Source organism: Alphaproteobacteria bacterium RIFCSPHIGHO2_01_FULL_41_14 (assembly GCA_001767855.1).
GTDB lineage: Bacteria > Pseudomonadota > Alphaproteobacteria > UBA7879 > UBA5542 > 2-01-FULL-41-14.
In genome coordinates this window covers 163484-180165 of record MEMF01000002.1, presented here as the reverse complement: position 1 = coordinate 180165, position 16682 = coordinate 163484, and the positions used below count along the sequence as shown (strand labels likewise).

General features: G+C 42.4%; 16 protein-coding genes. All 16 read right to left on the bottom strand.

The window, feature by feature from the left end:
• Positions 1–29 precede the first annotated feature (29 nt).
• Positions 30–467 carry a hypothetical protein gene (locus A2621_00900; protein ID OFW89471.1) on the bottom strand — a complete coding sequence of 146 codons (438 nt, stop codon included), beginning with the start codon at positions 465–467 and terminating at the stop codon, positions 30–32.
• Positions 464–1507 (bottom strand): Holliday junction DNA helicase RuvB, encoded by a 1044-nt coding sequence (locus tag A2621_00895; protein OFW89470.1) that lies wholly within the window; start codon positions 1505–1507, stop codon positions 464–466. Before A2621_00895 ends, A2621_00900 begins: the two co-directional genes overlap by 4 nt.
• Positions 1508–2110: a Holliday junction DNA helicase RuvA gene (locus A2621_00890; GenBank protein ID OFW89469.1), complete on the bottom strand. Its 603-nt coding sequence runs from the start codon at positions 2108–2110 to the stop codon at positions 1508–1510. It lies immediately after the preceding gene.
• On the bottom strand, positions 2082–2603 hold the full coding sequence (locus A2621_00885) for a crossover junction endodeoxyribonuclease RuvC (GenBank protein ID OFW89468.1): 522 nt from the start codon (positions 2601–2603) through the stop codon (positions 2082–2084). Before A2621_00885 ends, A2621_00890 begins: the two co-directional genes overlap by 29 nt.
• Positions 2600–3346 (bottom strand): transcriptional regulator, encoded by a 747-nt coding sequence (locus A2621_00880; protein OFW89467.1) that lies wholly within the window; start codon positions 3344–3346, stop codon positions 2600–2602. The genes A2621_00885 and A2621_00880 overlap by 4 nt, the downstream gene beginning before the upstream one ends.
• A gap of 21 nt (positions 3347–3367) precedes the next feature.
• Positions 3368–4186: a metallophosphoesterase gene (locus A2621_00875; GenBank protein OFW89466.1), complete on the bottom strand. Its 819-nt coding sequence runs from the start codon at positions 4184–4186 to the stop codon at positions 3368–3370.
• A gap of 134 nt (positions 4187–4320) precedes the next feature.
• A complete protein-coding gene (locus A2621_00870; protein OFW89465.1) occupies positions 4321–4488 on the bottom strand; it encodes a DUF465 domain-containing protein in 168 nt (55 codons plus the stop codon).
• A gap of 330 nt (positions 4489–4818) precedes the next feature.
• Positions 4819–5289 (bottom strand): hypothetical protein, encoded by a 471-nt coding sequence (locus tag A2621_00865; protein ID OFW89464.1) that lies wholly within the window; start codon positions 5287–5289, stop codon positions 4819–4821.
• 1 nt (position 5290) lies between these two features.
• Complete coding sequence (locus A2621_00860) at positions 5291–6688, bottom strand: 2-nitropropane dioxygenase (protein OFW89463.1); 1398 nt, start codon at positions 6686–6688, stop codon at positions 5291–5293.
• 27 nt (positions 6689–6715) lie between these two features.
• Positions 6716–8812: a polyribonucleotide nucleotidyltransferase gene (locus A2621_00855; GenBank protein OFW89462.1), complete on the bottom strand. Its 2097-nt coding sequence runs from the start codon at positions 8810–8812 to the stop codon at positions 6716–6718.
• Positions 8813–8834: 22 nt separating this feature from the next.
• Positions 8835–9104: a 30S ribosomal protein S15 gene (locus A2621_00850; protein ID OFW89461.1), complete on the bottom strand. Its 270-nt coding sequence runs from the start codon at positions 9102–9104 to the stop codon at positions 8835–8837.
• A 16-nt stretch (positions 9105–9120) separates the two neighbouring features.
• The gene (locus A2621_00845; protein ID OFW89460.1) at positions 9121–10035 is read right to left on the bottom strand and encodes a tRNA pseudouridine(55) synthase TruB; all 915 of its coding nucleotides are present in this window, start codon (positions 10033–10035) and stop codon (positions 9121–9123) included.
• Complete coding sequence (locus A2621_00840) at positions 10010–10411, bottom strand: ribosome-binding factor A (protein ID OFW89459.1); 402 nt, start codon at positions 10409–10411, stop codon at positions 10010–10012. Before A2621_00840 ends, A2621_00845 begins: the two co-directional genes overlap by 26 nt.
• 2 nt (positions 10412–10413) lie before the next feature.
• Positions 10414–12480, bottom strand: a complete 2067-nt coding sequence (locus A2621_00835) for an oligopeptide transporter, OPT family (protein ID OFW89458.1) — start codon at positions 12478–12480, stop codon at positions 10414–10416.
• A gap of 88 nt (positions 12481–12568) precedes the next feature.
• Positions 12569–13444 (bottom strand): hypothetical protein, encoded by an 876-nt coding sequence (locus tag A2621_00830; protein ID OFW89457.1) that lies wholly within the window; start codon positions 13442–13444, stop codon positions 12569–12571.
• Positions 13426–16680 (bottom strand): double-strand break repair helicase AddA, encoded by a 3255-nt coding sequence (locus tag A2621_00825; protein OFW89456.1) that lies wholly within the window; start codon positions 16678–16680, stop codon positions 13426–13428. The genes A2621_00830 and A2621_00825 overlap by 19 nt, the downstream gene beginning before the upstream one ends.
• Positions 16681–16682 lie beyond the last annotated feature (2 nt).

The following is a 16682-nucleotide window of genomic DNA, read 5'->3' as shown; positions in this document are numbered from 1 at the left end:
CGGATGCTAAAACTTTTCCTGAACTTGTATCAACCATTTAAATTTTCCTTTATTTTTCTGATTACTTCCTCCGGCAACCTCTTAACATGCCATAATTCTGAATCTACAGCTACCACACTTACGTTCATATCCGCGATCCGTTTATCCCCCACCCAAAGAGATTGATGGAGGTCAAACAACGCCTTCGACTCCCCCTCAAGCACTGTACGAACTTGAATAATGTCATCTAGACGAGCTGCTTTTTCATATTTAATATTTAACTGCGCTACCACCAACACACAAGCATAAAGACGCTTTAATTCCTCTTGAGAGATTCCACAGTATCTTAATAATTCTGTCCGTGCACGTTCAGCAAAATTAAGATAATTGGGATGGTAGACCACACCTCCTGCATCCGTATTCTCATAATACACACGGACTTCAAAGTAGTGAATATTTTCTTGAATACAGCCTGAATCAGACATCATTCTTCTATGGTTTCTTCTGCCAGCAGACTTAACCGGTTCTGAAAAGACGCAGGAGGTGTGATACCCAAAAAAGAAAAAGCTGTCTTGGTTAATAATCTGCCCCGGGGAGTACGTTGGATAAATCCCTTTTGAATCAAGTAGGGCTCCACAACTTCTTCTAGGACATCTCTCTGCTCGGAAAGAATCGCACACAAAGTCTCTACCCCTGCAGGCCCCCCCTGGTAATGATCTGCGATCACTTGCATGTACCGTCGATCCGAGGCATCAAATCCTTCTTCATCAATCTCTAATTGACACAAAGCTTTTCCTATTTTTTCTCGATCAATGCCTATATCCCAAACAGAGGTGATATCGCGAACCCTCTTTAAAAGCCGCAAGGCAACTCGAGGAGTCCCTCGCGCTCGACACCCAATTTCTTCAGCTTCCTCCTGTCCAATGAGAAACTCCATTTTCGTGGAAGCTTTTAGGATAATCTGTGCAAGTTCCTCCGGTTCATAAAAAGACAGAGCAAGAGGGATACCAAACCGTTCCCGCAGAGGGCGCGTGAGAAGACCTGAGCGGGTTGTTGCTCCAACCAAAGTAAAAGGGGGAAGATCAATCTGGATAGATCTTGCAGAAGGTCCCTCTCCAATCATGAGGTCTAATTTTCCATCCTCCATCGCAGGATAAAGAATTTCTTCCACAGCAGGGTTCAGTCTATGAATTTCGTCAATAAACAACACATCATAAGGCTGCAGATTTGTCAGAATAGCGGCCAGATCTCCCGCGCGTGCAATGATAGCACCTGACGTTGCCCGGAATCCAACCCCCAATTCACACGCCACAATTTGAGCCAGCGTCGTCTTGCCCAACCCTGGCGGTCCATAAAACAAGATATGATCTAAAGCTTCCGAACGTCCCCGTGCTGCTTTAATAAAAATTTCCAAATTTTGGCGTAATTGAAGTTGTCCCACAAAATCAACCAGCCTTAAAGGGCGCAAAGAAGGGGAGGGTATCTTTTCTTCTTCAAAAAGGCTTTCCGGGGAAATCAATCGATCCATTTAGGTACCCGCTAACTGTTTAAGAGCCAGAGGAATAATCTGAGCTAAAGAGAAAGATTGATCTTTCCCTTCCATAACCCGATGAATCGCTTCCAAAACATCTTGTTTTTTATACCCTAAATTAATAAGGGCTGACACTGCCTCCGGATGTAAAGAAGAGGGAGTGTTTAGGGCAGAATTTAAGCTGCTTTTTTCTCCAGAAAAATTCGCCTTATCTTTTAGTTCTCGCACAATTCTCTGGGCCAACTTAGGACCCACACCATCCGCTTGGGTAAAAGGAACATGATCTTGAGATAAAATATTGTTTTGTATCTGTAGCGGTGTCAAGACCGACAGAATCGCCAGACAAACCTTTCCTCCTACCCCCTGAACGGTGAGAAGAAGTCTAAAAGCAGAACGTTCAGTTTCGCTGGAAAAGCCAAATAAAGTGATGGATTCGGATCTAATTAATGGTTCTACAAATAGAACGCATGCGGCGCCCTCTCCTGGGAGATCCTGTAAAGTGTTTTGTGAACAGAGTAGAGCATATCCTACACCGTTTACATCAATCACAACGGACGTATCATATCGACTATCAAGGCTTCCAGTTAACTTTGCGATCATGGTGGGCACTTAACTCTCTCATGTTCCTTAAATGGCTATGACAAATGGCAACCCCCAGGGCATCTGCTGCATCCTTTTCAGCTAAACAGCCTGGGAGAAGGATATTGATCATCGCCTTCATTTGATTCTTGTCGGCATGACCTACACCCACCACAGCTTTTTTTACTTTATTTGCACTGTATTCTGACACAGATAACCCCTGATGAGAAGGGGCCAGCATGCATACTCCTCGTGCCATTCCCAACTTTAAGGTCGATTCAGGATTTTTATTAACAAAAACCTCCTCAATCGCAGCCTCTTGAGGCTTATAGGTATCAATGATTCTACTCAACTGCTCATAAATCTGATTTAATCGATCTCCTAGAGAGGAGGTCTCTTTAGAGCAAACGATGCCATGAGCAATATGGGTTAGATGAGATCCTTTGAGATCAATAATACCCCATCCTGTTATTCTTAAGCCAGGATCAATCCCAATAACTCTGAGTATATCTATGAAAACAGCCCCTCCACTGCAGATGGATCAATGTCAAAATTCGAGAACACAGCCTGCACATCATCGTTATCTTCCAATAAGTCAATCAACTTTAAAAGAGAACGAGCTGTCTCTCCTTCTACCTTTACCAGATTCAAAGGACGCCACACCAGCTTGCAAGAGGATGGATCCCCCAGTTTTGTAGACAAAAAATCTCTGACTTTATGAAGGTCATTTACAGCGGAAAAAATTTGATGGCCCCCCTCTTCTTGAACTACATCGTCAGCCCCTGCTTCGATGGCCAGATCAAAGAGGGCTTCAACAGAAAGAGGGATATCCGTATATTCGATTTGCCCCACATGTTGAAACTGAAAACTGACGCTGTTTGTTTCTCCTAGACTTCCCCCAAATTTAGAAAAAGCTGTTCGAACTTCTGGCGCTGTTCGATTACGGTTGTCCGTTAGCGCCTCCACAATAAGAGCAACCCCGCCTGGGCCATACCCCTCATATCGAACGGCCTCATAATTATCTGTGTCTGCTGGGCCAGCACCGCGTGCAATGGCACGATCCATTGTATCTTTAGGCATATTCGCTTGACGAGCCGCAATAATCGCTGCACGCAATCTTGGATTTGATTCAGGATCAGGGCCTTGACGGGCTGAGACTGTAAGCTCTCGAATGAGCTTGGTAAAAGTCTTTGCTTTTTTAGCATCCTGTGCACCCTTACGGTACATAATGTTTTTAAATTGGGAATGACCAGCCATTTAATCTTCCTTTTACGTTTGCTATATCTCAATATCATCAGTTTGGGATAAAAGACCCCCCACTCTTACCGGACGAGCTAGAATAGCTTTGCCCGTCTTATCGTCTGTTTCTATATAAAGACCACAAAGAGTCGCTTCCCCCTCTGCTGGAACAAGCCGATCTACGGAATACTTTTTTGTAAATCGTTGAATAGGAACAGTTTTCTGCATCCCCACCACGGAATCATAATCTCCTGTCATCCCTAAGTCTGTTTGATACGCCAATCCACCTGGCATTATACGAGTGTCAGAGGTAGGCACATGCGTATGGGTCCCCACGAGAGCTGTCGCTCGATTTACCACATAATAACCAGCTGCCATCTTTTCAGAGGATGCTTCTCCATGAAAATCAATCAAAATAGCAGACACGCTCCCTCCCAGTGTATGGGTAGAAAGTGCCTTGTCTAACGCAGCAAAGGGGTCATCCAAAGGATCCATGAAAAGGCGCCCCATCACATTGATAACGACAACTTTTTTTTCTCCTGGCACTTCAACAGTCACCATCCCATGACCCGGCGATTTTTCGGGATAATTGAGAGGTCTTAAAAGACGTTTGTCCTTATCAAGAATGGGCAGAATTTCTTTTTGATCCCAAATATGATTCCCTGTGGTAATAACGTCTACACCTGCCTTATAAAGGCTTTCACAAATCGCTTCCGTAATACCAAACCCATGGGCTGCATTTTCTCCGTTAGCCACAACTATATCTAAAGACCATTGCTTTCTCAGAGAGGGAATATACTTAAGGATGGCATCCCGTCCTGCTCGCCCAACGATATCTCCGCACATCAAAATCTTCATAAAATGCCTTATAAATTCAAAGTCATCTTAGACTTTTCTCTTGACGGGATCAAATTTTTTATGGAATTATTAAGAAAAAAACCGTTTACTAAAAGTAAACGGCAAGGTTGAATAATTTAGGGAGAGTACAAAAACTATCTAGATAAAAGACTGAACAACTCTTCCTTGAGGCGAAGCTTGCGGATCTTCATCTCTCTTAAGAGGTCTACATCAGGCAGAGGACGTCTTTGTTCTCTGCTTATCCTTGCATCCAATCGCTCATGACGATTCTCTAAGCTTTGGATACGATCGCCAACAGACATATTAAATATCTCCTATTTTTGATTGAATAGTTTTTATGTTGTACTCTGCTTAAGATATCATACCAAGATGCTTTCCATGAGAAGAAAGAAACCATAGAAAACATAGAAGTAATAAGGGATATTCGTATCCCCATGTTTTTTGTGTAAACTTACTTTTATCGCAACATTTTCTATTGAATTATCTGATTTTTAAATAATTATTTGTTTTTTTTAAATGAAAGAATCATCCACACTTTCTGTGGATAAGTTTGAGAGTAAGACTTCTTTTTTGAAAAAATAGAAACTACCCTGTTAAGCCTTTGTCGTTTTGCTCAAAAAATAGGCATATTTTTAAGGGAGAGGAGCACTAATTCCCCAAAGATTTTTTTCTGGCACCCACCCCGTGAGGGATTTCTTGCCAATCTTAAGTTCTACTCGACAAAGCTGGTTATGACACTCTTTTAGTTTAACCAACACCCCTTTAGAAAGATGAGCTAGAACTGCTGAGCTTGTTTTTTTTTCTTTTGTTAAAGGGATCTTCTTTGTAACCAAAACGATCGCCCCTGGAAATACCATCCTCTTATGAACCCAACCCTCTTCTCCCTCGGAATCTTGGATTTTATACCATTCCTCATGAGCTTGTTTGATTTCGACAGGTAATCGTCGACACTTTAAGGAAAATTTGACAGGGAATTGGTTGCTAGGACCAAAGCGTACATTTGTTTCTTCCTGTTTAAGATTATAAAAAAGAACCGGAGGAGCCTCTCGCCCATATCCCACGAAAATGAGAAATAAAACAATGACCCCACTCCAGAATTTCACTTTAATCTCCTGTTTGAATTCGCTCCAAGAGCTCTTTTACTGAAGGAATAAACCCATTTTTATAAAAAGGATCTAAGGCAAATCTATACCCATTGTGCCCGGAAAACATCAATTGATCTTCCACATCGCTTGAATGAGAAATGGTTTGAAGCGTTTTCTGAATACAAAAAGACCGGGGATCTGCTTTGCGGCCCGTTGTTCCTTCAGGACTCTGGGACCAATTACTAAAGAGACAGGCACTGAGACACCCCATACAATTAACTTGATCCTCATGAATTTGGTGCGCTTCCTCTGACGTCACAAAAACAAGAGTAGAATCTGGTGTCCGCAATGCCTCTTTAAATCCGGCCTCAATCCATGTGCGGGCCTTCTCTACGCATTGCTTTGTAAGGTAAACCAACCGTTGCCTAGGACCAATGGGAAATGGCTGATCATGATCACTTACAGGTGCTGTGGAATAGGCCACTTGCCGATCAGATCGTGCTTTTAAATTATGTAAAAATTTATTATTAACCGCTGAAGAATAAAACCCAGTGGGGCTAAACTTATTTAAAAAAATGTCTCCCTTTTTAAGAGTCACCAACTTTTTCTTCCATGCATCGGAAATGGGACTTTCCTTGGTCAGCAAGGGCCTTGTTCCAAACTGAAACCCGATAGGTCCAAGATCTGGATTATTAATCCAATCCACCCATTCTCTTAAAAACCATACCCCTCCTGCCATAATAATGGGAACATGTCCTAATCCAAATTCTCGCATGGTGTTTCGCAAAGCCAAAACACGTTCGAAGGGGGGTTCGGGCTTTTCAGCATCTTCTGCACGGCTTAGTCCATTATGTCCACCCGCCAGCCACGGATCTTCATAGACAACGGCCCCAAGCCAATCTTGAAATTTATGGTAGGCCCGACGCCAAAGCACCCAGAAAGCTCGAGCCGAAGAAACGATTGGGTAATAATAAATTTTATATTGAGAAGAAATTTCCGCTATTTTATAGGGCATACCTGCCCCACACGTAATCCCATTTACAAGACCGCCAACCTTATCCAAAATACCGTGCAAAATAGGTTCTACTGCGCCCATTTCCCACAAGACATTCATATTAAGGAGTCCTTGACCTTTCCGAAGATCATGGGCAATGCGAGCTTGAGCAATTCCTCCTTTGATCGCATAGGCAATGAGCTCTTCGTGACGTTCCCTGCGGGTACGTCCATGATAGATAATAGGGATTAGATTTCCATTTTCATCATAAGCATCCGCATTAACAGCAGAAAAAGTCCCCACCCCGCCAGCGGCGGCCCAAGCACCCGAACTCTCCCCATTAGATACAGAGATTCCCTTTCCCCCCTCAATCAGAGGAAGAACTTCTTTCTCCCCCAACATAATGGGGTTTAAAGATTTCATATATCCTCCTCAATTCCCCTTAAAGGATTATTCTTGGTCGTTGTTTCCTTGCTGAGTGGCTTTTATACTTAATCTTACTTTTCCACGATCATCAATACCAATAACCTTCACCTGAACTTCATCTCCAAGAGACAAAACATCTTCTACTTTTTCAATTCTTTTCGAGTCTATTTCACTAATATGGACAAGTCCAGAAGTATTCAAGAAATCAATGAAAGCCCCAAATTCTACGATTTTTACGACTTTTCCTGTGTAGATTTTCCCTACTTCAGCTTCAGCTGTAATATCATAGATGCGCTTTAAAGCCAACTCAATGGATTGTCCATCAAGAGCCGCAACACGGACCGTTCCATCGTCCTCGATATCGATCTTAACCCCGGTTGTTTCGCAGATATCGCGAATTACTTTTCCACCTGTACCGATCACTTCTCGAATCTTATCTTTAGGAATTTTGATGGTTTTGATCTGGGGAGCATTGTCATTAACAGTGGATCTCGACCCACTAATGGCTTGTTCCATGATCGCAATAATATGAAGACGCGCCTCTAACGCTTGTCGAAGCGCAATGTTCATAATCTCATGTGTAATACTGGTAATCTTGATGTCCATTTGAAGTGCAGTAATCCCAGAGCGTGTTCCTGCAACCTTAAAATCCATATCTCCAAGCGCATCTTCATCGCCCAAAATATCGGTGAGAACAGCATAATTTTTGCCTTCTTTTATAAGCCCCATCGCGATACCAGCAATGTGTCCCTTTAAAGGCACCCCAGCATCCATCAACGCCAGAGAGGTGGCACAAACTGTTGCCATAGAAGACGAACCATTGGATTCCAAAACTTCAGCCACTGCTCTTAGGGTGTAAGGAAAGTCATCTTTGGAAGGCAATAACGGATGAATCGCACGCCACGCCAATTTACCATGTCCCACTTCACGACGACCCGGGGAACCTATACGACCAGTCTCTCCTACTGAAAAAGGCGGAAAGTTATAATGGAGCATAAACGGTTCCTTGATCTCTCCTTCAATAAGGTCGATCAGTTGTTCGTCTTCACCAGTCCCCAAGGTGCTCACAGACAAGACCTGTGTTTCTCCTCGTGTAAAAAGAGCGCTTCCATGTGCCCTGGGCAATACACCAATTCCACAAGAAATGGGGCGTACTGTAACAGTATCACGACCATCAATACGCTTCTTGGTATCAAGCACCATCGAACGCATTACTGTGTGTTCCGTCGCCTTTAAGGCATCACCTATGGTTATGGCAGAATGCTCTTCATCCTCAAGCTGGTTCAGAATGTCTGTCCGAATACGGTCAATTTCATCTTTTCTCACATTCTTTTCTTTAATCTTGTAAGCCTTCTCAAAAGATTTTTCTGAAAGTTTTTTTACTTTCTCTCGCAGCTCTTTTTCCGAATCAGACATTTCAATCAATGCCCACGGCTCTTTTGCGGCCTCTTCTGCCAGCTCGATAATAAGATCAATCACGGGCAAAAAAGCCTTGTGACCAAACTCTACAGCTCCCAACATAATCTCTTCGGGAAGTTCTTGAGCTTCAGATTCCACCATAAGAACGCCCTCATGGGTCCCTGCAACTATCAAATCTAATCGAGAGGTGGACATATCATCCAATAAAGGGTTAAGCACATATTCACCGTTGATATATCCTACACGAGCCCCTCCAATAGGGCCCAAAAAGGGGATACCAGAAAGGGTTAAAGCAGCAGAAGCTCCAATCAAAGCGACTATGTCTGGACTGTTTTCTAAATCATGACTTAGAACTGTACAGATAACTTGGGTTTCATTTTTAAAACCTTCTGGGAACAAAGGACGGATAGGCCGATCAATAAGCCGGGAAACCAAGGTCTCTCTTTCCGACGGTCGTCCTTCACGCTTTAGAAATCCACCAGGGATCCGGCCAGCAGCATAGTACTTTTCTTGATAGTGAACTCCCAGTGGAAAGAAACTTGCGTCTGCAGAGGCCTCTTTGTGGGCAACAACTGTGCACAAAACAACTGTATCCCCATACTTTGCCAAAACCGCACCATTTGCATGTCGCGCCATATGTCCGGTTTCCAAAACAAGAGGACGCCCCCCCCAGTTCATCGTTTTAGTAAAAACTGTTCCCATTTAATTAAAATTCCTAAATAAATTAACGACGCAATCCAAGAGTCTGAATAAGCGTTTTGTATCTTTCCGTTGAGTTGGATCGTAAGTAGTCCAATAATCGGCGACGATGTCCTACCATGATAAGCAATCCTCTTTCGGAGTGCTTATCCTTTGGATTCTTTTTCATATGATCGCTCAGCGAGCTGATTCGGTTGGTCAAAAGAGCTACCTGCACTTCTGGTGACCCTGTATCTTTCTCAGAGGTTTTAAACTCTTTGATGATGCTTTGCTTTGTTTTTTCTATAATCGACATCTTTATCTCCTTAGCGTTAAAGGTTAAACATGCGCTTCGGCGCCAACAAGCCATCTTTATAGGAAAGAATCCCACATAGATCGCCAGAAGCACTTTTGCACAAAACGACGCTTTCTATAGATGTTGGTAGAGTTGACAGGTGAAAAGATAAGGATTGACCTTTGTAAAAACGGTCACAAATCTCTTCCTCAAAAACTACTACCAGGATGTCGTCCAGCACAACATCCATAGAATGCACCACTCGTTGTAGCTCAGAATGTGCTTGCATTTCAAGTATTTTTTGCAAAGGGACAGCTTGCGCATCATTGAAACACCCGACTTGCACACGATGCAAAGAAGAGATATACCCCTCTGTCCCCAAAAGAATGGCCAAATCTCGACCCAAGCTTCTCACATACACACCACTTCCACAAACCAAGCGAAATCTAGCTTTATCTACGGAAACAATCTCGGTTAACACAAGCTCTTCGATGAAAACCTTCCTCGATCTAAGAGAAACATCTCGGTGTTGTCGCGCATAAGCATAGGCTGCTTTTCCCCGAACTTTCACTGCTGAATACACAGGGGGAATCTGATCGATTTCTCCTAAAAAGCGAGAAAGAGAGGCTTCTATATCTGATCGAATTGGCCTTTTTTCAGAAACAGCAATGATATCTCCCTCTAAATCATCTGTGGTTCGTCGCTCTCCCCAAGTGACCTCAAAGTCATATACTTTAGTGGTTTTTTCCATAAAAGGAATAAGCTTTGTCGCCTCTCCCAAAGCAATCGGCAGCACACCTGTAGCCAACGGATCCAATGTCCCCACGTGCCCAGCTTTTGTTTTATTAAAAACATGCCTAACCTTTTGCAAAGCGGTGTTAGAAGAAATTCCATAGGACTTATTCACAATAAGCCATCCGTGGTATTTATTCTGTGTCTGGTTTTTCAATATCTTTTAAAACCTTGGGATTATTGAGCAAAGAATCAATTTGGCTAAAATTTTCAAACGCATTATCGATCTGAAAGGTAAGATCAGGAACCAATCGAAGCTGTAATTTTTGCCCTAAGGCCTTGCGAATTTTAGGTGTTGCTTTTGTTAAGTCTTTAATCAGAGAAGCTTTCACTTTACTTCCACTAAGGGGAAGAATAAAAACCCGCGCATTGCGCAGATCGGGGCTAATTCTCACTTCGGTAATGGCCAACGAGACAGCCTCTAATCCCTCTTCCCAAAAGATACTTTCACGAAAAACGCTGGACAAAACCCGCCTGATTTCTTCAGAAACCTTAAGTCCTCTCTGGCTAGGCGGTTGATGCTTCTTTGAGCTCATGATTACTTCTCACCTTGCATCGAACTCGACACTTTGAAGAGGTAAAAACATAAAAAGGCAAAAAGCCCCATGCCCATCATCATCTTTAATCCCTCAGAAACGACAAGACCTGAGATGGCTTCTTTAACCGAAGGGAAAAAGACAATAAGCACCGCAATCAGAAGACCGGTCAGCGCTTCTCCAGCGACAATGCCCGATGCCATCAACAGGCCCCGTTGTCCCGCCCGCAGTGCTTTCGTTTCAAAATCTTTCCCCAGCACCTTTTTAGATTGGTTCACTTTTCTCTCTGAAAAATAAGAGATCAATCCGCCGATAAGAATAGGCACCGTAATTTCAAGAGGCATGTAAATACCTACAGCCACTGCCAATATGGGAATACGCCATGTGCTTGTTCTCTTTAAAATCTCATCAAGACCAATGAACAAGATCCCAATCCCCACCCCCACAGACATGAGGCTCCAATCCAAAGAAAGATCAAAGACACTCTGTGCGAGTCCCGCCATCAATGCCGCCTTAGGCGCTGTCAAAGACTGGGCCACATCCATACCTTCCCGCGGAAACACATCCCCAATGCCGTAGGCTTCAAACAGTACGTTCAAAACAGGCGCCATGATACACGCGGAAACGAACACCCCAACGATCAACATAGCTTGTTGCTTCCAAGGAGTAGCCCCAACAATCTGACCGGCTTTCAGATCCTGCATGTTGTCCAAACTAATAACAGCCGTCCCCGTAATCAACGACCCCAGCAGAACAGCCACCGCCGCCATCGCCAGCATGACCACCCCAGATCCTATCACTGGAGAAACAAGGGCCAATAGAATAAGAGAAATGGACAGAATCGCCATAATAGCAAGACCTGACAGAGGAGAATTAGATGATCCAATAATCCCCGCAATATAAGCACTAATAATAGCCGCCACAAGCCCAAGAATCAAGCAGAGGGCCACCATAACGCCAATGGTCGTCCAATAAAGCCCTGAAAACTGGCCAAGTCCTGTTTCAGAGAGCAGGCAAGCCACTATCCCCACTAATGATATGATCACTAAAACAAGTCCAAAACCCACCCAATGAATAGGGATATCCCGTTCGGTGCGCAGGGACAAAATACCCAGCTTTTTATTCAGTTTTGTCTTTTTGATCACTTCAAGAGACTCAATAATGGCTGACTTCATGGATCCCAGAAGGGTGATCGTGGTCCAAATCCCCCCCGTCACCATGCAGCCCACACCGATAATGCGCAGTTTCTCTTTCCAAATCTGCATTACCAATGCATAAGGCTCCAAATCGGCCGGATATCCTCCAATCGCCGCATAAATGGGCACACAGATACCCCATGCCACAACCGAGCCTAAAATGATACTCACCGCTACTTGGACGCCAACGATATATCCGGCACCCACTAAAATACCACAAAGGCCTGTGCCAGCCCCAAAAACAGATCCGCCAACCCGTTTCCAATAATTAATACCCTCCTCGAAAATAGACATTCCCGATTGCCCGAATTTAAGACAAGCCGATAAAATCGTCCCCACAATGAGATCTCTTAATCCTGCTTTCGAGGCTCCATCCCCTGCTTTTAAAACTTCGGCTGCCGCTAGACCTTCTGGAAACTTCAGATCTCCTTCTATGAGGAACACGCGCCGCAACGGGATAGAAAACAAGATGCCCATGACGCCCCCCAGCGCCATAAGAGCCGCCACATGCCAAAAGGGAAAATGGGTCCAAAATTTCATCATGATCAAAGCTGGCAAGGTAAAGACGGCGGCTGCTGCCAATCCTTCTCCAGCTGATACTGTTGTCTGTACAATGTTATTCTCTAAAATATTAGAATGGCGAAACAGCTTCAAAACAGCCATTGAAATAACGGCTGCGGGGATAGTTGCCGCCACTGTCATGCCCACCTTAAGTCCTAGATAGGCGTTTGCTGCCGACATAATAACGGTCAAAATAATACTTAATATAAACGCTTTAACCGTAATTTCTGGTAAATTTTTAGAAGCAGAGATGTAGGGCTCCCCAGAAAAATGGGTCTTTTTTCTGGGTTGTTGAACCAAGTTATCTGACATATTAAGAACTCCTAGATTATATAAACAAACAGTGGGCGGATCTTACAAACATCTATAGAAAATGTCTAGATATTTTCACTAATTAATATTAGACATAAATGGCAGGCTTTCGAGCTTCTTCCTGTTTTTTACGCATGCACCACAAGCGATATTGTAGCTCAGCCAACCACTTATGAAGTTTAAGAATTTTAAGAGCCTCTTCTCCAGGGGGATGTCCGAAATATAAATTTAAGAGCCTGTTCTCGCGGTCTTCGTCTAATGAAAAATGAAAAGAAATACTAGCCAAATCATCATAAATAGAAGAAAATCCTACATCTCCCCAATCAATGAGAAATAAGCCTGTTTGGGTTTTTAAGATATTCTCTCCCTTAATATCACCATGAGAAAAATTATAGGGATTTATAATGGTAATTTTTTCCACCACTGATCTTACATTTGTGAGTTCTCTTAAATCAACGACATAAGAGGCTATCTCTTTTAATCTTTGTAGCACACGATCTTTAAGTGAATACGTCTCCAGAGAAGACGTTAACTGACCTAGAGCGACATGAGCTTCTTTCACCAAAAAAATGAGTTTTTGAAATATTTTTGGATCTTGAATATCTTCTGGAGTAAGGGGGCGTCCTTCAATAAATTCTGTGATTAGAAATTCATAAGAGTCATCATGCCAAATTACTTTTGGGCCCAGGTTTTTCTCTCCCATCAGTTTGGTTGCCTCACAAACAAGACGTCTTTTTTTCAAAGACCGTCTTTGATCCAACGCTCTCACGACCCAAACCCCTCCTCCTGTTCGTAATTTGAAAAGACGATCATTGCTCTCTCCCCCAACCAACGGAGTAATGGAAAAAACCTGATGAAGTTTAAGATAGGCAGATAAAGCTGGGGACTCGGTCCATTCTTGAGCTAAAACGTCAGCGCAAAGACAGAATCCCAAAAGAAGAATCTTTAAATATTTTGTATCCATCCAATTTCTGTCCACAATAAGAATGAGACTACCTCATACTCGGGATAAATGTCTTGAACTAACTTTTTATATGTGGACATTTGTTGTACATACTCCAGGGGCGGCTTAAGCCGATAGCTTTCTAAAAAGGCACCTGTTTTATAATCTAAGATGTGTACCTTTTTCCCCTGATTATCCACCGTCAAAACATCTAAAATCACTCGAATAGGACGGCACTCCACATATCCCTGAATAGGAACCTCGACCTGCGTCTTCTTATTAAAAAAGATAGGAAAATCTGGATGTAATAACACTGTCTCTATAGCCATCTGAATTTGTGTTTTTTCTTTCGCAGAAAGGGAAAGAGCGGAGACATATTTTTTCACGAGAGAGGCACGATATGTTTCTTCTGCTCGAACCACCCATTGTAAAATTTTATGAATAAGGATTCCTTTTTCCCTTTGAACAGAAAGAAGAGATGACGACAAGAAATTAACAGCTGGTTTTGTTTCTACATTCGACGAAGAGAAGGGAAAGTATTTTTCTGAGGTCCATGGTTTTTTGAGCCATTCAGGCATCACGCATAAGGCTTCAGAAGGTGTAGGTTTTTCCGTTTCTTTCCGTATTTCAGGAAGGGTGCCATATCTTCTGCCTTGTCCTATTCCTTCAATATCCATAGAATTTCCCATTTGCTGCAAGGTTGATTCCAAAAGAGAATACCAAGACTGAGGATCCACACCCTTTTGTGATTCCCATCCACAAATATAAAGACGATCTTCCGCACGGGTTAGGGCTACATAAAGGAGCCTATAATATTCTTGAAGTTCTCGGTCTTTTTCAAATAAAATATCTAACTCTGGTACTTGACGAGACTCTCGATCAGCCCATAACAAAAAAGCAGGATTCTCATTCCAATGCAAAGATGATTTAGACGCAGGTAATTGAGTTGTGTCTGGCAAAAATACAACAGGAGCTTGCAAACCTTTTGCCCCGTGCACTGTGATAACACGCACCTTGTTTTCCTCCGTTTGTTCCAAACTACGCTTGACCTCTATGTTTTGTTGCCGAATCCAACACACAAACAGTTGAAGATTAACCCCATAAGAAAGTTCATATTCTTGGCATACGGACAAAAACTCTTCTAAGACATCTTCTATTTCTGTTCCCAATCTCTCTAAAAGACGTTGCTTCCCCCCCCAAGCGCCCAAAATAAAATTGAAGAAAGAATAGGGAGATGTGCTGGCCGCTATTTCTTGTAATTTCAATACTTGGGTAGTGATTTTTTCGTAAGAAGTATTCATTTGTAGGTAGGCCCACAAGCTTTGATTTTGTCTCTGCTGACAGAGCTGAAAAATTTCATCTTCACCTATTCCAAAAAGAGGACTTTTCAGAAGAGTTGCGAAACTTAAATCATCTTCTGGAAGTAGCAAAACATCACAAAGGCATAATAAATCTTTCACAACGAGTTGATCCGTTAAAACCATTCGATCTAACCCAGTCACAGGGATGGCTCTCGCTTTTAAGGCTTTCACTAATTCTTCCATGAAGGCATCACGTCTGCGAACTAAAATCATAATATCTCTGGGTTCTAAAAGCCTATTTTGAGAGTGTAATGATTCTCCGTTTTTAAACCATGCCTCAAGCTGAAAGGCGATTTTTTTTGCCAAAAGACGACGTACACTTTCTTCCGAAGACTGGGTTTCTACCATTTTCCACTGCTGAAGATTTGTTTGTTTTTCTTGAGAGATCAGCGGCCACATTTCAACAATCCCCGGAGCCTCATGTCGTGACACCTGATGAACAGAAGGAGAGTTCTTTGACTGATGAAAAATCATGGATTTAAAAGTTTGATCTACAAACTGAAGAATGGCTGGTGTAGAACGGTAAGAGGTTTCTAGATCAATTGTTCGACTCAACGGCAATTTTTGAAAAGACTCTTTTGCTTTCTCAAAAGCCTGTGGACACGCGCCTTGGAAACTATAAATGGACTGCTTTAGATCGCCCACCACAAAAAAAGTGCGGGATGTATTTTGTGCATTATCTGTATAAAATTCTTCTATCAACGTTAAAATGAGATCCCATTGAATCTGGCTTGTATCCTGAGCTTCATCCACGAGAATATGGTTAAGTTTGTGATCAAGCTTCTCTAAAATCCATGGTTTCATAGAACTGTCTCTGAGTAGGTTTCGTGTCCTTAAAATCAGGTCATCATAGTCAATCCAAGCCTTTTGAGACTTAACAGCTTCATAGATTTTTATAAACTTAGTGGCTACCCGCATCAGAAGAGTAGACCGTTCACAGATTTTTTGTTTCAAACTCGATTGATGAAAACGAAAAACTCTATCTGCCTCTTCTTCTAAGACAGCAGAGATTCCAGGAAATTTTCCCCCAAATGGTTTGGAAAAAAATCTTTTCCGAATACTACCCGTCGTTGTGAGAAAAAGAGATTTATAATCATAAAAGCGGGTTTCCTTTTCTTCTAGAGAGGCCTGATCAAAATCTATTAAAGATTGACATAATTTAAGATCAGAAACTGTGGCCTTTTCAAAAGAAAGAACGCTCTCATCTATTCCGGAAGATCTCTGAAAGAATTCTTTTAAGAGGTTTGATTTTTCCATCTTGAGGTCAAGAAACACGGTCAAATTATTCACAAGCTCTTTAAGGGGGGTCTTAGATAAGACGTCTTTATGACTTAAGAAAAAATTTAAAAATTGATGGAATTGGGGTTCGGAAAGGTGATGAACGATGAGAGCAATTTCACTGTCTTCTAATTCTTTCCATAACTCGCTATAGCTCTCTTCGATCACCTGTTGTTTTTCTGTATCATCCATAATTTTAAAATGGGGAAGAAGTCTTGCTTCTAAGGGAAACATCCTTAATAGGGATTGGCAAAATCCATGGATAGTTTGAATGCGTACCCCATATGAGCTGTCTAAAACTGAGCCTAACAATTGTCGTGCTTTATCTAAAAATTCTTCTGAAAATGAATCGCCTAAGAAATCCTCAAGCTCGACTTTTAACGTACGATCATCCAAATTTACCCATTGATTGAGACGATATCGAAGTCGATTCGCCATTTCTGCCCCAGCGGCCTTGGTAAAGGTTAAACACAAAATGTCAGAAGCTTTTGATCCAGACAAAAGTAGACTTAAAATACGATCTATTAAGACTTTGGTTTTGCCTGTCCCAGCAGAAGCCTCCACCCAACAGGAAAATCTGGGATCAAGCGCTTGTTTTTGAACAACAGAAAGTTTCATGG

Bases quoted from the DNA above. Each gene is read 5' to 3' on its own strand.
- A2621_00900 (OFW89471.1), bottom strand. From the start codon at position 467: ATGATGTCTGATTCAGGCTGTATTCAAGAAAATATTCACTACTTTGAA.
- A2621_00895 (OFW89470.1), bottom strand. From the start codon at position 1,507: ATGGATCGATTGATTTCCCCGGAAAGCCTTTTTGAAGAAGAAAAGATA.
- A2621_00890 (OFW89469.1), bottom strand. From the start codon at position 2,110: ATGATCGCAAAGTTAACTGGAAGCCTTGATAGTCGATATGATACGTCC.
- A2621_00880 (OFW89467.1), bottom strand. From the start codon at position 3,346: ATGGCTGGTCATTCCCAATTTAAAAACATTATGTACCGTAAGGGTGCA.
- A2621_00875 (OFW89466.1), bottom strand. From the start codon at position 4,186: ATGAAGATTTTGATGTGCGGAGATATCGTTGGGCGAGCAGGACGGGAT.
- A2621_00870 (OFW89465.1), bottom strand. From the start codon at position 4,488: ATGTCTGTTGGCGATCGTATCCAAAGCTTAGAGAATCGTCATGAGCGA.
- A2621_00860 (OFW89463.1), bottom strand. From the start codon at position 6,688: ATGAAATCTTTAAACCCCATTATGTTGGGGGAGAAAGAAGTTCTTCCT.
- A2621_00855 (OFW89462.1), bottom strand. From the start codon at position 8,812: ATGGGAACAGTTTTTACTAAAACGATGAACTGGGGGGGGCGTCCTCTT.
- A2621_00850 (OFW89461.1), bottom strand. From the start codon at position 9,104: ATGTCGATTATAGAAAAAACAAAGCAAAGCATCATCAAAGAGTTTAAA.
- A2621_00840 (OFW89459.1), bottom strand. From the start codon at position 10,411: ATGAGCTCAAAGAAGCATCAACCGCCTAGCCAGAGAGGACTTAAGGTT.
- A2621_00835 (OFW89458.1), bottom strand. From the start codon at position 12,480: ATGTCAGATAACTTGGTTCAACAACCCAGAAAAAAGACCCATTTTTCT.
- A2621_00830 (OFW89457.1), bottom strand. From the start codon at position 13,444: ATGGATACAAAATATTTAAAGATTCTTCTTTTGGGATTCTGTCTTTGC.
- A2621_00825 (OFW89456.1), bottom strand. From the start codon at position 16,680: ATGAAACTTTCTGTTGTTCAAAAACAAGCGCTTGATCCCAGATTTTCC.